This is a genomic window from Pseudomonas lalucatii (assembly GCF_018398425.1).
Lineage (GTDB): Bacteria > Pseudomonadota > Gammaproteobacteria > Pseudomonadales > Pseudomonadaceae > Aquipseudomonas > Aquipseudomonas lalucatii.
Genome location: NZ_JADPMV010000001.1, coordinates 56,852 through 70,892, shown reverse-complemented (window position 1 = coordinate 70,892; position 14,041 = coordinate 56,852). Strand labels below are relative to the sequence as shown.

Here is a 14,041-nt window from a genome sequence, read left to right as displayed (position 1 = left end):
GGCCTCAGCAGGCCTCGCGCCCCTGCCGGCCGGCCCTGCTCGCCAACAGCTGCGTCGCGCCCTGGGGCCTGCGCGTGAACCAGACGACCCGGCTCACCCCGCGGGTAATAGCCACATAGGCCAGGCGCAGACTCTCGTCCTGCATGGCCTGGTCGTAGCTGTTGCGGAACAACCCCGAATAGGCATAGAGCGCATTGCGCAGAGGGTGCGTCTGCGGCGCGGCGCAGTCGTCGACGATGATCGCCACCTCGGCCTGCAAGCCCTTGGCCCGGTGGATACTGTAGGCCTTGACCGACAGGTGGCTGTCCAGCGCGGCCTTGATCGCGCGTAGCGGCTCGTTGCGCCGGCTCAACACCAGCACCGCGGTGCGCTCGGCCGTGCCGCGGCTGGCCACCGCGGCGCACTGCGCCTCGATCTCCCGCAGCAGCCTGGGCAGGTGCTGCTTGATGTCGAAGCCCGTCTGCAACCTGACGCCGTGATCGCCGGGACGCACGGCCCGGAAGGCCATGCTCGACTTGGCCTGCTTGACCGCGACGGCATCGAGCACCAGTTCCGCATCGCGCAGCACCGGCGCGACCGACCGGTAGTTGGTGGCCAGCAGCAATACCTGGCTGCGATTCGCCCGGCCGCGGCTCGGGAAGTGGCGGTCGAATTCCATGAACAGCTCGGGGGAGCTGCCCCGCCAGCCGTAGATGGACTGCCAGTCGTCGCCGATCGCCATCAGGCTCACCGCCTCGCCCTGGCGCGCCAGGTTGCCGTGCACGGCGCGCAGCCATCGGACGATCTGCGGCGAAATATCCTGGAACTCATCGATCAGCAGATGGCCGAGCGGGGCCAGCGGCGCGCTGGAGGTGGCAGTGCCGCCCGCCTCGAACATCCGGGTCAGGCGCAGGAAGGCGCCATCGAAGGTCATCAGCCCTCGCTCGGCCAGGCAGGCCTCGAAGACGCGCCAGAACTGCAGCAGGGCCTCGACGAACAGGCGTTCGCGGCCCGTGCCAGCCAGCGTCTCGGGACGCATCCGGTCCAGCTCTATAGCGATGCTCTGCATGAATCCGGCCTGGGCGTAGAAGGCCTCGAACAGCGGCACGGGGGTGAACTCGCCATCCAGCCTGTAGCCGTCCAGCGGCGCCTTCGCCACCGGGGCGCCCGGCACCGGCTCCGGCAGACCGAGCAAGGCATGCACCCGCAGCCGGAACTGCGCCTCCTCGTCGTAGCAGCGCTGATAGGCCTGCTGCAGCAGGCGCCGCTGGGCCGGCCGCAGCCGCGACGCCGCCAGCGGGTTGTCCGGCTCCTGCGCCGCCCCCTTGTCGTCCAGCTGTTCGAACCAGAGCGGCGTGCCCAGCACCTCCCTGGCCAGCGCGGCCATGGCCGAATGGAAGGTACGCACGCAGCGCCGCGCCGCCGCGTCATCGAAGGGGTACTGCCAGACCCGCAGCACCCGGCGCAATTGCGCGCGCAACTCGGCGCAGGATGCATTGGTAAAGGAGATCACCGTCAGGCGAGCCGGGTCGATCCCCAGGTGCGCCAGCATGAACACCACCCGCAGCACCAGCGTCGTGGACTTCCCCGAGCCCGCCCCGGCAAAGATCCGGGTCAGGGGACGATCGCTGAGGATCATCGCCCATTGCTCGTCCGACGGCGGACCGATCAGCCCCGCGGCCACGGCCTGGGCCACTTTCTCGCGCATCGCCTGGACCTGATGCTCCTCGACCTTCATCCCGGCGCGGCCATAGATCCCTGCAGTGGGCGCCTTCTTCGACGTGCCGCGGGGTTTGGCGGGCTTGCGCGCAGCGGCGCCTTGCACCTTGCCGGCACCGCCCTGCTTCGGCCGCGCCGGCCCCTTGGCTCCTGGTGCGCCCGGGCCTGCGGCGCTCTCGCCGCGCAGGTACGCCGTGGTGCGGGGAAAGCAGCGCACCAGGGCGTCGGAGACCAGCACCTTGTAACGCCTGACAGCTGACAACATTCGCCGTGTTCCACTCGATAGGCCGTATAGGCCGTTGAACCATGTGTTGCCATTGCAGGAACCGGGACCGTCGGCCCCGCCCCCGCTACCGGCAACGGCCGAAGAACGACCAACAAAAAGGCCGCGTTCCGGCGGCCTCGTTGCTGGCGGGGGCTCGGCCTACTCGGCCAGGCGCCAGGTCGTGCCGCCCTTGCCGTCCTCCAGCACCACGCCCATGGCGCCGAGCTGGTCGCGGATGCGGTCGGACTCGCCCCAGTTCTTCTCGGCGCGGGCCTGCAGGCGGGCGGCGATCAGGGCTTCCACCTCGGCGGCGTCCACCTTGCCTCCGGCGCCGGCCTGGAGGAAGGCGTCCGCCTCCAGTTGCAGCACGCCGAGCAGCCCGGCCAGTTGCTTCAGGCGCGCGGCCAGGCCGGCGGCGGCCGGCAGGTCGGCGTCGCGCAGGCGGTTGACCTCGCGCGCCATCTCGAACAGCACGGCGCAGGCTTCCGGGGAGTTGAAGTCGTCGTCCATGGCCGCACTGAAGCGCAGGGCGAAGGCCTCGCCGCCGACCGGCGCCACCTCGGGCAGGCCGCGCAGGGCATGGTAGAAACGCTCCAGGGCGCCCTTGGCTTCCTTGAGGCTGTCCTCGGAATAGTTGATCGGGCTGCGGTAGTGGCTGGCGACCAGCAGGTAGCGCACCACCTCGGGGTGGTACTTTTCCAGCACCTCGCGGATGGTGAAGAAGTTGCCCAGGCTCTTGGACATCTTCTCGCCGTCCACCCGCACCGCGCCGGCGTGCATCCAGGCCTTGGCGTAGAGCTTGCCGGTGGCCGCCTCGCTCTGCGCGATCTCGTTCTCGTGGTGGGGGAACACCAGGTCCGGGCCGCCGCCGTGGATGTCGAAGGTCTCGCCCAGGCAGCAGGTGGACATCACCGAGCACTCGATGTGCCAGCCCGGCCGGCCCTTGCCCCAGGGCGAATCCCAGCTCGGCTCGCCGGGCTTGGCGCCCTTCCACAGGACGAAGTCCAGCGGGTCTTGCTTGGACTCGTCGACCTCGATACGGGCGCCGACCCGCAGGTCCTCGATCTTCTTCCTCGACAGCTTGCCGTAGCCGACGAACTTGCCGACCCGGTAGTAGACGTCGCCGTTGCCCGGGGCGTAGGCGAAGCCCTTGTCGATCAGGGTCTGGATCATCTGGTGCATGCCGGCGATATGGCCGGTGGCGCGGGGCTCCTGGTCCGGACGCAGCACCGCCAGGCGGGCTTCGTCCTCGTGCATGGCGGCGATCATGCGCTCGACCAGGGCCTCGAACGGCTCGCCGTTTTCCTGGGCACGCTTGATGATCTTGTCGTCGATGTCGGTGATGTTGCGCACGTAGTTGAGCTGATAGCCGCTATGGCGCAGCCAGCGGGCGATCACGTCGAAGGCCACCATCACCCGCGCATGGCCGATGTGGCAGAAGTCGTAGACGGTCATGCCGCACACGTACATGCGCACCTGGTTGTCCACCAGCGGCTTGAAGACGTCCTTGGTCTTGCTCAGGGTGTTGTAGATCGACAGCGCCATTATTGGCCTCCCCAGGAGTCGCGCAGGGTCACGGTGCGGTTGAACACCGGGGCGCCCGGCTGGCTGTCCTTGAGGTCGGCGCAGAAATAGCCCTCGCGCTCGAACTGGAAGCGCTCTTCGGGCTGCGCCTGGGCCAGCGACGGCTCGGCGCGGCAGCCCTTGAGCACAGTCAACGATTCTGGATTGATGTTGTCGAGGAAGCTGGCGCCCTCCTCCACCTTCTCCGGATTGGCCGAACGGAACAACCGGTCGTACAGGCGCACTTCGCACTCGACGCTCTCGGCGGCCGGCACCCAGTGGATCACGCCCTTGACCTTGCGGCCCTCGGGGTTCTTGCCCAGGGTGTTCTCGTCGTAGCTGCAGCGCAGTTCGACGATATTGCCGTCGGCATCCTTGATCGCCTCGTCGGCGCGGATCACGTAGCTGCCGCGCAGGCGTACTTCGCCGCCCGGCACCAGGCGCTTGAAGCCGGCCGGCGGGACTTCCTCGAAGTCGCTGGCGTCGATGTAGAGCTCGCGGCTGAACGGCAGCACGCGCACGCCCATGTCCTGCTTGGGATGGCGGGGCAGCTCGAGGTTTTCCACCTGGCCCTCGGGGTAGTTGCTGATCACCACCTTGAGCGGCTTGAGCACGCACATGGCGCGGGCGGCATTGGCGTCGAGGTCCTCGCGGATGGCGAACTCGAGCATGCCGATGTCCACCACGCCGCCGGCGCGGTTGACGCCGATCATGTCGCAGAAGGTGCGGATCGAGGCCGGGGTGTAGCCGCGGCGGCGGTAGCCGGACAGGGTCGACATGCGCGGATCGTCCCAGCCCTCGACATGCTGCTCATCGACCAGCTGCTTGAGCTTGCGCTTGCTGGTGATGGTGTAGTTCAGGTTGAGGCGGGCGAACTCGTACTGGCGCGGCTGCGCCGGCACCGGCAGGTTGGCCAGGAACCACTCGTACAGCGGACGATGGTCCTCGAACTCCAGGGTGCAGATCGAATGGGTGATGCCCTCGATGGCGTCCGACTGGCCATGGGTGAAGTCGTAGCTGGGGTAGATGCACCACTTGTCGCCGGTCTGGTGGTGATGGGCGTGGCGAATGCGGTAGAGGATCGGGTCGCGCAGGTTCATGTTCGGCGAGGCCATGTCGATCTTCGCGCGCAGGGCGCGGGCGCCGTCGGGGAACTCGCCGGCCTTCATGCGGGCGAACAGGTCGAGGTTCTCCTCCACGCTACGCTCGCGGAACGGGCTGTTCTTGCCCGGCTCGGTGAGGTTGCCGCGGTACTCGCGAGCCTGCTCCGGCGACAGGTCGCAGACGTAGGCCTTGCCCGCCTCGATCAGCGCGACGGCCCAGTCGTGCAGCTGGTCGAAGTAATCGGAGGCGTAGTGCTCCTGGCCGGCCCACTGGAAGCCCAGCCACTGCACGTCGCTCTTGATCGCGTCGATGTATTCCTGGTCTTCCTTGGCCGGGTTGGTGTCGTCGAAGCGCAGGTTGCACTCGCCGCCGAACTCCTTGGCCAGGCCGAAGTTCAGGCAGATCGACTTGGCATGGCCGATGTGCAGGTAACCATTGGGCTCCGGCGGGAAACGGGTGATGATCTTCGTGTGCTTGCCCGAATCCAGGTCGGCCTGGACGATGGGACGCAGAAAGTTCGTGGCGGCGGGAGTCTCTGGCTTGCTCATGGGGTCCTTGATCATGCAGGTGCGGCGCAGGGTAGGCCGGCTAAAACAAAGCGCTTATCATAGCCGAAGCTGTCAACCCCCTGACAGGCCTTCGAATTTCTCGACAGAGCGAATCTCACATGATCAAGCTGCACACCAACCACGGCGTCATCACCCTCAAGCTGTTCGAAGACAAGGCCCCGGAAACCGTGGCCAACTTCAAGGAATACGTGAAGGCCGGCCACTACGACAACACCGTGTTCCACCGCGTGATCAGCAACTTCATGATCCAGGGCGGCGGCTTCGAGCCGGGCATGCAGCAGAAGCCGACCCGCGCGCCGATCAAGAACGAAGCCAACAACGGCGTCTCCAACAAGGTCGGCACCGTCGCCATGGCCCGTACCATGGAACCGCACTCGGCCTCCGCGCAGTTCTTCATCAACGTCGCCGACAACACCTTCCTCGACCACAGCGCACCGACCGTGCAGGGCTGGGGCTATGCGGTATTCGGCGAAGTGAGCGAAGGCATGGACGTGGTCGAGAAGATCAAGGGCGTGGCCACCACCATGAAGTCCGGCCACCAGGACGTGCCGGTCGACGACGTGATCATCGAGCGTGCCGAGATCGTTGAGTGATCCTACTGATCTCCGACCTGCATCTTGAAGAGGAGCGCCCGGACATCAGCCGGGCGTTTCTGCATTTCCTGCAGACCCGCGCCAGCCAGGCCGAGGCGCTGTACATCCTCGGCGACTTCTTCGAGGTGTGGATCGGCGACGATGCCATCAGCCCCTTCCAGCGCTCCGTTGCCCAGGCCCTGCGCCAGTTGAGCGACGCCGGCACGCGCATCTTCCTGATGCACGGTAATCGCGACTTCCTGTTGGGCCGGGCGTTCTGCCGCGAGGCCGGCTGCACCCTGCTGAACGACCCGAGCCGGGTCGAACTGGCCGGCGAACAGGTCCTGCTGATGCACGGCGACAGCCTGTGCACCCAGGATGAGGCCTACATGCGCCTGCGCCGCTGGCTGCGCAATCCGCTGAGCCTGTTCATCCTGCGCCACCTGCCCCTGGCTACCCGGCACAAGCTGGCGCGCAAGCTGCGCAAGGAAAGCCGCAGCCAGACCGCCATGAAGGCCAGCGCCATCGTCGACGTCACCCCCAGCGAGGTGCCGCGGGTCATGGCCGCCCAAGGCGTGCGCACGCTGATCCACGGCCATACCCACCGCCCGGCGGAGCATGCACTGCAGGTGGCCGGCCAGCCGGCGCGGCGCATCGTGCTGGGCGACTGGGACAAGCAGGGCTGGGCCCTGCAGATCGACGGCCAAGGCTGGACGCTGGCCCCCTTCCCCCTCGCCTGAGCCGCGCGCCTAGCGCTGCAGCGCGACCTGGCGCTCGTAGCGCCGGTATTGCGGGCTCGCCTCTATGGTCTGCGCCAGGCGCAGGGTCGCCTCGTTGACCTGCTCGGCGACGAACAGGGTGATGTCCGTGCCCGGCAAGGGCGGCAAGCCTTCCTCTATTACCCGCAGCCCCGGCTCCAGGGTCGAGCGCGGGATGATGCCCACGCCTATCCCGGCACGCACCGCCGCCAGCACCCCGGCGCGGCTCTGGCTGGTGAAGGCGACGCGGTAGGGAATCTGCGCCCCGGCCAGGGCCTTGTCCGCAGAGGCCCGGTGGTAACAGCCCTCGACGAACACCGCCAACGGCAAGGGCGCGCGCTCATGGGTCGAGTGGGCCTCGGCGCCCACCCACACCAGCTCGTCGCGAAACAGCCGGCGGCCGCCCGTGGACGAGGCCGGCATCTCCACCAGGGCCAGGTCCAACTTGCCATCGGCCACCAGCGCCGCCAGGTGTTCGGGACGATGGTCGCAGACCACCTCCAGGCTGGCCTCGGGATAGCTCAACACGAAGGCCTCCAGCAGCGGCGTGAGGCTGCGGGTGGCGTACTGGTCGTGGGTGCCGAAGCGCACCTGGCCCCCCACCTCGGCATGCTGGAAGGTACCGAGGATGCGGTCATGCAGGTTCAACAGCTGCGGGGCGCAGGACTTCAGCTGCTCGCCAGCCGGGGTCAGCCTGACGCCGTACTGGCCGCGCTGCAGCAGTTCGGCCGAGACCAGTTCCTCCAGGCGGCCGAGCTGCATGCTGATGGTCGAGGGCGCGCGGTGCAGGCGCGCCGCCGCGGTGGTCAGGTTGAGCGTCTCGGCGACCACCACGAAGGTGCGCAGCAAGGCTATGGGCAGGTCACGCATCACAGAATTCAACCTTATTGAAAGCAGTGATCAATATTTATCGTTTTCCTGAACGCTGACAAGCCTCTATTTTGGCCAGCATCCAGCTCACCCCTGCGAGCTGCCTCGGAGCCTGAATCAATGCGGATGCCCACCACCTTCGGCATGAACCAGATCGTCAGCCACGGCTTTGGCATGTTCCTGTTTGCCGCCCTGATGCCCTTCATGCGCGAGTCCATCGACATCAGCGCCTGGCAGCTGGCGACCATCGGCGCCCTGACCCAGCTGGCCTATCTGGGCGGGGCCATGCTGCTCGGCCTGGTCGGCCATCGTCTCGGCACCGGCCGCCTGGCCCTGCTGACCGGCATCTTCAGCAGCGCCCTGCTGCTGTGCATGTCGCAGTTGCGCGATCCGCTGCTGATCACCCTGACCCTGACCTGCCTGGCCGCCAGCGCGGCGATCAGCTGGGGCTGCATCGTCGAGATCGTCAGCCGCTGCGCCCGCGCCGAGCAGCGCTCGACCTACCTGTCCTGCGCCTCCAGCGGCACGGCCTGGGGCTACGCCCTCAACGGCCTGCTGATCCTGGTGGTGGTGCCGTTGCTCGGCTGGCAGGCCAGCTGGCAGGTCGCCGGGCTGTTCGGCCTGCTGGTGGTGGCCCTGACCTGGCACATGCTGCGCGACCTGAAGAGCGCACCCGCCTGCCCGACCGCCGGCCCCGCTCCGGTCGACGCCGCGATCCCCACGTCGAAGCTGTTCGCCACCATCATCGGCGAGCGCACCGCGCTGTTCGCCTGCCTGATCTGCCTGCTGGTGGGCTTCACCACCATGCCGTTCTCCTACTGGCTCAATACCTATCTGGATGAGCTCAGCCTGCCCGCGGCCCTGGGCGGCTATACCTGGGCGACGGTGGGCGGCACGGGCATGGTGGCGGGCTTCATCACCGGCAAGCTGGCCGACCGCCGGGGCCATGGCACCGCACTGATGGTGATCTTCAGCGGTTTCGCCCTGGGCCTGCTGGCGTTCATCCTCGATCCGGGCAGGTTCGCCCTGGTCGCCGGCTTCGGCTACGGCCTGATGTATTTCCCGATGTGGGGCATCGTCGCCGGCTGGGTCAACCAGCACTATTCCTCGACCGCGACCATGCAGATCAGCGGCATCTGCATGGTGACCTTCGGCCTGGGCGGCACCCTGGGCAACCTCCTGGCCGGCTATATCCGCGAGACCACCGGCTCGCTGCACGACGTGTTCTTCGTGCTGACGGCCGCCTCCCTGCTGCTGGTGGCCCTGGCCATCGTCATCCTGCGCGGCAACCGCAAGGTGCTGCCGATCATCCCGCCAACGGCCGGCGCCTTCTGACGGCAGCCCGCTAGCTGCCGCCGGCACACCCGGTGGCAGCCCTCTTCGATGCGGCTTAGGCAGCGACGCCGCTGTGGAAGCGGAACTCCTTGTCCGGCGTGAGGATCGCCTCGCGCTCCACCTCGGCGAAATACGCGACCCGCTCGTCGATCGACTCGCCGGCATAGTCCCGGGCCATCTTCAGGTAACCCTGGTAGTGGCGCGCCTCGGACTTGAGCAGCGAACGGTAGAACTGCCCCAGCTCCTCGTCCAGGTGCGGCGCCAGGCGGAAGAAGCGCTCGCACGAACGCGCCTCGATAAAGGCGCCGACGATCAGGGTGTCCACCAGCTTGTGCGGCTCGGCGCTGCGTATGTGCTTGTGCAGGCGCTGGGCGTAAAAGGCCGCGCTGACCGGCCGGTAGGCGATGCCGCGCTTGGCCATCAGGGCCGCGACCTGCTCGAAGTGGCGCAGCTCCTCGCGGGCCAGACGCGACAAGTTGTACTGCAAATCGGCCTTCTCGATATAGCGGAACAGCAGGGTCATGGCCGTCGAGGCGGCCTTCTTCTCGCAGTTGGCGTGGTCGATCAGCATGATGTCCTGATGCTGCAGGGCCTGGTCGATCCAGGCGTCCGGCGTGGGACAGAGGAGAAAGGCTTCGATCTCGGGTAGCAGTTGCATAGGCTCACGGTTGGGATGGCGGCGCCAGCGGGCACGGCCGGCCATTATACGAATGACGCCCGGAACAGCCAGCCGCAGCGTTGACCGTGGTCAAGACAAGGCGCCGCGCCGCCATCTATAGTGATTCGAGTGCCTCATCCATTGCGCAGGGAGACGATCATGCAAGCGATTCGCAGCATTCTGGTGGTCATTACGCCGGAACAGCCGGAGGGCCTGGCCCTGAAACGAGCCAAGCTGATCGCCGGAGTGACCCAGTCACAGTTGCACCTGCTGATCTGCGACAAGAAGCACGATCATTCGGCCCTCCTCCATGACCTGAGCAACAGCCTGCAGCAGGAAGGCTACAGCGTATCCGGCCAACAGGCCTGGCACGAGAACCTGTACCAGACCGTGATCGCCGTGCAGCAGGCCGAGGGCTGCGGCCTGGTGGTCAAGCAGCACTTCCCCGACAACCCGCTGAAGAAAGCCCTGCTCACCCCGGACGACTGGAAGCTGCTGCGCTACTGCCCCAGCCCGGTGCTGATGGTAAAAACCGACAGATCCTGGATCGGCGGCACCATCCTGGCGGCCGTGGATGTCGGCAATGCCGACGCCGAGCACCGCACCCTGCATGCCAGCATCATCAGCCACGGCTACGACATCGCCGCACTGGCCAAGGCCCAGCTGCACGTGATCAGCGCCCACCCGGCGCCGATGCTGTCCGCCGCCGACCCCACCTTTCAGCTCAAGGAAACCATCGAGGCGCGCTACCGCGAGGAGTGCAAGGCCTTCCAGGCCGAATACGAGATCGCCGACGAATGCCTGCATATCGCCGAGGGCCCGGCCGATGCCCTGATCCCGCAGATGGCGCGCACCCTCAACGCCGCGGTCACGGTGATCGGCACCGTCGCCCGCACCGGGCTGTCCGGCGTGCTGATCGGCAACACCGCCGAAGTCATTCTGGACTCGCTGGAGAGCGACATCCTGGTGCTCAAGCCGGCCGACATCATCGCCCACCTGGAAGAGTTGGTCGCCCAGCGCTGAGGCAGAGCGCGCCGCGGAGACCTGGGGCAAGCCCGCACGACATGAGGCGGCCTACAGCCGCGTCATGCCGTCTCGGAGAAAACGCGGGGCGATGTAGCGCTCGTAGTGTGCCTCGGACAGCAGGAAGAACTCGCGATCGATGGCGTCACGCAACTCCGGCAAGGACCAGTCGCGGAACTCCGGCAGCAGCGCCAGACCGTAGGCTTCCAGTTGGCTGATCACCCGGGCCCCACGGGCGATCAGCTGATACGCCCAGCAATAGGGCGACTGCTGCGGCACGAAGCGGATCTGGCGCTGCTCCAGCTGGCGGCGCAGACGCACCGCGTCGAAGACTTCCAGCTTGGCCGCCATCACCTGCACCAGCAGCTGCTCCAGGCGCAGCCAGACGGCACGCTTCTCCTCGTCGTCGTAGCCATTCCAATGGGTCACCTCGTGGTGGAAGCGCTTGCAGCCGCGGCATACCAGATCGCCGTATACGGTTGAGCACAGGCCTACGCAGGGCGTCTTGATGCGTTGATTGGACATGGTGAAGAAGGCGTCGAGGGCGAAACGGCCTGGCATCTTAGCCCTTTGTCTAAACCAGTTCATCCCCAATCCGGCCAGGCGGCGGCTTAACTTCGCCCGCGCTTTCCGGTACTATCGGCCCGCCTTTTATAGGCGCCAATGTCCGTTGGAAGCTGTTTTCAAAGCGTCACGAGCACAGTCGATCCTGCAGGTACGATGTTGGCGCCGGCTCTTGAATGTTCCTTCAAGGGTCAGCGCCAGCCCTCATCTCGCCCGTCCTGCCGGCGTAAAACTTTGAAAGCAGCTTCTGGAAGAAACCCCTGAAACCTCGGCTGAGTAGCCCATAAAGCCACGAAGCGCCTGGTTCAGTGATTTCTGGATCGCGTCCCGGACAACCCTTTGGGACCACTGATGAGGGTAATAACTGTGCTTGAAGCCTATCGCAAACACGTAGCAGAGCGTGCCGCTCAGGGTATCGTGCCCCAGCCGCTGAACGCCGAACAAACCGCAGGCCTGGTCGAGCTGCTGAAGAACCCGCCGGCTGGCGAAGAAGAATTCCTCGTAGACCTGATCACCAACCGCGTGCCGCCAGGCGTGGACGAAGCCGCCTACGTCAAGGCCGGGTTCCTCTCTGCCGTGGCCAAGGGCGAAGCCAGCTCCCCGCTGATCAACAAGCAGCGCGCCGTCGAACTGCTCGGCACCATGCAGGGCGGCTACAACATCGCCACCCTGGTCGAGCTGCTGGATGATGCCGAACTGGCCGCCGTGGCTGCCGAGCAGCTCAAGCACACCCTGCTGATGTTCGATGCCTTCCACGACGTCGCCGAGAAGGCCAAGGCCGGCAACACCCACGCCAAGGCTGTGCTGCAGTCCTGGGCCGATGGCGAGTGGTTCACCAAGCGCCCGGCGATCGCCGAGAAGTACAGCCTGACCGTGTTCAAGGTCCCCGGCGAAACCAATACCGATGACCTGTCCCCGGCCCCCGACGCCTGGTCGCGCCCGGACATCCCGCTGCACGCCCTGGCCATGCTGAAGATGGCCCGCGACGGCATCGAGCCCGAGCAGCAAGGCGCCATCGGCCCGCTCAAGCAGATCGAAGCGGTCAAGGCCAAGGGCTTCCCGGTCGCCTACGTCGGCGACGTGGTCGGCACCGGCTCCTCGCGCAAGTCCGCCACCAACTCGGTGCTGTGGTTCTTCGGCGACGACATCCCCTATGTGCCGAACAAGCGCGCCGGCGGCTTCTGCTTCGGCTCCAAGATCGCCCCGATCTTCTACAACACCATGGAAGACGCCGGCGCCCTGCCGATCGAGTTCGACGTATCGAACCTCAACATGGGCGACGTGATCGACGTCTACCCCTATGCCGGCAAGGTGTGCAAGCACGGCAGCGAAGAAGTCATCACCAGCTTCGAACTGAAGACCGAGGTGCTGCTCGACGAAGTCCGCGCCGGCGGCCGTATCCCGCTGATCGTCGGCCGCGGCCTGACCGAGAAGGCCCGCGCCGAACTGGGCCTGGGCTCCTCCGAGCTGTTCAAGAAGCCGGTAGCCCCGGCCGACAGCGGCAAGGGCTTCACCCTGGCGCAGAAGATGGTCGGCAAGGCCTGCGGCGTGACCGGCGTGCGCCCGGGCACCTACTGCGAGCCGAAGATGACCACCGTCGGCTCCCAGGACACCACCGGTCCCATGACCCGCGACGAGCTGAAGGACCTGGCCTGCCTGGGCTTCTCCGCCGACCTGGTGATGCAGTCCTTCTGCCACACCGCGGCCTACCCGAAGCCGATCGACGTCACCACCCACCACACCCTGCCGGATTTCATCCGCACCCGTGGCGGCGTGTCCCTGCGTCCGGGCGACGGCATCATCCACAGCTGGCTGAACCGCATGCTGCTGCCGGACACCGTCGGCACCGGCGGCGACTCGCACACCCGCTTCCCGATGGGCATCAGCTTCCCGGCCGGCTCCGGCCTGGTGGCCTTCGCCGCCGCCACCGGGGTCATGCCGCTGGACATGCCGGAGTCCATCCTGGTGCGTTTCAAGGGCAAGATGCAGCCCGGGATCACCCTGCGTGACCTGGTCCATGCCATCCCCTACTACGCCATCCAGAAGGGCCTGCTGACCGTCGAGAAGAAGGGCAAGAAGAACGCCTTCTCCGGCCGCATCCTGGAGATCGAAGGCCTCGACGAACTGACCGTCGAGCAGGCGTTTGAGCTGTCCGACGCCTCCGCCGAGCGCTCGGCCGCCGGTTGCACCATCAAGCTGCCGGAACAGGCCATCGCCGAGTACCTGAAGTCGAACATCACCCTGCTGCGCTGGATGATCAGCGAAGGCTACGGCGATGCCCGCACCATGGAGCGCCGCGCCCAGGCCATGGAAGCCTGGCTGGCCAACCCGGAGCTGATGAGCGCCGATGCCGACGCCGAATACGCCGAAGTCATCGAGATCGACCTCAACGAGCTGAAGGAGCCGGTGCTCTGCGCGCCGAACGATCCGGACGACGCCCGCCTGCTGTCCACCGTCGCCGGCGACAAGATCGACGAGGTGTTCATCGGTTCGTGCATGACCAACATCGGTCACTTCCGCGCCGCCGGCAAGCTGCTGGACAAGGTCAAGGGCGGCATTCCGACCCGTCTGTGGTTGTCGCCGCCGACCAAGATGGATGCCCACCAGCTGACCGAGGAAGGCTACTACGGCATCTACGGCAAGGCCGGTGCACGCATGGAGATGCCGGGCTGCTCGCTGTGCATGGGTAACCAGGCACGGGTCGCCGCCAACTCCACCGTGGTCTCGACCTCGACCCGCAACTTCCCCAACCGCCTGGGCGATGGCGCCAACGTGTACCTGGCCTCTGCCGAACTGGCAGCGGTCGCCGCGATCACCGGCAAGCTGCCGACGGTCGAGGAGTACATGGTCTACGCCAAGGACATCGACAGCATGGCGGCCGACGTCTACCGCTACCTGTCCTTCGACCAGATCGCCGAGTTCCGCGAAGCCGCTGCCAACGCCCAGATTCCGGTCGTGCAAGCCTAAGCGTTACCCGCGTCGAAGAAGCCCCGCCCCGTGCGGGGCTTTTTTATGCGCGACATTCCGCCGTCGTGGCATATCGCTTGCTTTGTAGAGACTCA

General features: G+C 66.6%; 11 protein-coding genes. 5 read left to right on the top strand and 6 right to left on the bottom strand.

Translation table 11 applies throughout. The features are described 5' to 3' along the window. Positions 1 to 4: 4 nt before the first annotated feature. The 3 genes from I0D00_RS00285 to I0D00_RS00275 form a co-directional block, all read right to left on the bottom strand. Complete coding sequence (locus I0D00_RS00285; RefSeq protein ID WP_213637773.1) at positions 5 to 1,963, bottom strand: DEAD/DEAH box helicase; 1,959 nt, start codon at positions 1,961 to 1,963, stop codon at positions 5 to 7. A gap of 159 nt (positions 1,964 to 2,122) precedes the next feature. Continuing rightward, the gene (gene cysS / locus I0D00_RS00280) at positions 2,123 to 3,508 is read right to left on the bottom strand and encodes a cysteine--tRNA ligase (RefSeq protein WP_213637772.1); all 1,386 of its coding nucleotides are present in this window, start codon (positions 3,506 to 3,508) and stop codon (positions 2,123 to 2,125) included. Further along, complete coding sequence (locus I0D00_RS00275; RefSeq protein WP_213637771.1) at positions 3,508 to 5,178, bottom strand: glutamine--tRNA ligase/YqeY domain fusion protein; 1,671 nt, start codon at positions 5,176 to 5,178, stop codon at positions 3,508 to 3,510. The genes cysS and I0D00_RS00275 overlap by 1 nt, the downstream gene beginning before the upstream one ends. A gap of 119 nt (positions 5,179 to 5,297) precedes the next feature. Here I0D00_RS00275 and I0D00_RS00270 point away from each other — a divergent pair, with 119 nt between their 5' ends. Both I0D00_RS00270 and lpxH read left to right on the top strand, forming a co-directional pair. Beyond that, a complete protein-coding gene (locus I0D00_RS00270; RefSeq protein WP_213637770.1) occupies positions 5,298 to 5,792 on the top strand; it encodes a peptidylprolyl isomerase in 495 nt (164 codons plus the stop codon). Beyond that, the gene (lpxH, locus tag I0D00_RS00265; protein ID WP_213637769.1) at positions 5,789 to 6,511 is read left to right on the top strand and encodes a UDP-2,3-diacylglucosamine diphosphatase; all 723 of its coding nucleotides are present in this window, start codon (positions 5,789 to 5,791) and stop codon (positions 6,509 to 6,511) included. The genes I0D00_RS00270 and lpxH overlap by 4 nt, the downstream gene beginning before the upstream one ends. A 9-nt stretch (positions 6,512 to 6,520) precedes the next feature. On the opposite strand, the gene I0D00_RS00260 is transcribed toward lpxH, so the two are convergent. After that, entirely contained in the window at positions 6,521 to 7,399 is an 879-nt protein-coding gene (locus I0D00_RS00260; protein ID WP_213637768.1) for a LysR family transcriptional regulator, read from the bottom strand. A 120-nt stretch (positions 7,400 to 7,519) separates the two neighbouring features. On the opposite strand from I0D00_RS00260, the gene I0D00_RS00255 reads away from it, so the two are divergent. After that, positions 7,520 to 8,734, top strand: a complete 1,215-nt coding sequence (locus I0D00_RS00255; protein ID WP_213637767.1) for an MFS transporter — start codon at positions 7,520 to 7,522, stop codon at positions 8,732 to 8,734. A 55-nt stretch (positions 8,735 to 8,789) separates the two neighbouring features. Here the strand turns inward: I0D00_RS00255 and I0D00_RS00250 are convergent, their stop codons facing one another. Beyond that, entirely contained in the window at positions 8,790 to 9,392 is a 603-nt protein-coding gene (locus tag I0D00_RS00250) for a MiaE family protein (protein ID WP_213637766.1), read from the bottom strand. A 159-nt stretch (positions 9,393 to 9,551) separates the two neighbouring features. Here I0D00_RS00250 and I0D00_RS00245 point away from each other — a divergent pair, with 159 nt between their 5' ends. After that, complete coding sequence (locus tag I0D00_RS00245; protein WP_213637765.1) at positions 9,552 to 10,415, top strand: universal stress protein; 864 nt, start codon at positions 9,552 to 9,554, stop codon at positions 10,413 to 10,415. A 51-nt stretch (positions 10,416 to 10,466) separates the two neighbouring features. Here the strand turns inward: I0D00_RS00245 and I0D00_RS00240 are convergent, their stop codons facing one another. Further along, a complete protein-coding gene (locus tag I0D00_RS00240) occupies positions 10,467 to 10,940 on the bottom strand; it encodes a DUF1289 domain-containing protein (RefSeq protein ID WP_213640186.1) in 474 nt (157 codons plus the stop codon). Between the two features lie 405 nt (positions 10,941 to 11,345). Here I0D00_RS00240 and acnB point away from each other — a divergent pair, with 405 nt between their 5' ends. Then, complete coding sequence (acnB, locus tag I0D00_RS00235; protein WP_213637764.1) at positions 11,346 to 13,946, top strand: bifunctional aconitate hydratase 2/2-methylisocitrate dehydratase; 2,601 nt, start codon at positions 11,346 to 11,348, stop codon at positions 13,944 to 13,946. Positions 13,947 to 14,041 lie beyond the last annotated feature (95 nt).

Excerpts from the sequence above, each read along its gene's own strand:
- I0D00_RS00240 (WP_213640186.1), bottom strand. The coding sequence starts at position 10,940 with ATGTCCAATCAACGCATCAAGACGCCCTGCGTAGGCCTGTGCTCAACC.
- I0D00_RS00275 (WP_213637771.1), bottom strand. The coding sequence starts at position 5,178 with ATGAGCAAGCCAGAGACTCCCGCCGCCACGAACTTTCTGCGTCCCATC.
- cysS (WP_213637772.1), bottom strand. The coding sequence starts at position 3,508 with ATGGCGCTGTCGATCTACAACACCCTGAGCAAGACCAAGGACGTCTTC.
- I0D00_RS00245 (WP_213637765.1), top strand. The coding sequence starts at position 9,552 with ATGCAAGCGATTCGCAGCATTCTGGTGGTCATTACGCCGGAACAGCCG.
- I0D00_RS00285 (WP_213637773.1), bottom strand. The coding sequence starts at position 1,963 with ATGTTGTCAGCTGTCAGGCGTTACAAGGTGCTGGTCTCCGACGCCCTG.
- I0D00_RS00270 (WP_213637770.1), top strand. The coding sequence starts at position 5,298 with ATGATCAAGCTGCACACCAACCACGGCGTCATCACCCTCAAGCTGTTC.
- I0D00_RS00255 (WP_213637767.1), top strand. The coding sequence starts at position 7,520 with ATGCGGATGCCCACCACCTTCGGCATGAACCAGATCGTCAGCCACGGC.
- I0D00_RS00250 (WP_213637766.1), bottom strand. The coding sequence starts at position 9,392 with ATGCAACTGCTACCCGAGATCGAAGCCTTTCTCCTCTGTCCCACGCCG.
- I0D00_RS00260 (WP_213637768.1), bottom strand. The coding sequence starts at position 7,399 with ATGCGTGACCTGCCCATAGCCTTGCTGCGCACCTTCGTGGTGGTCGCC.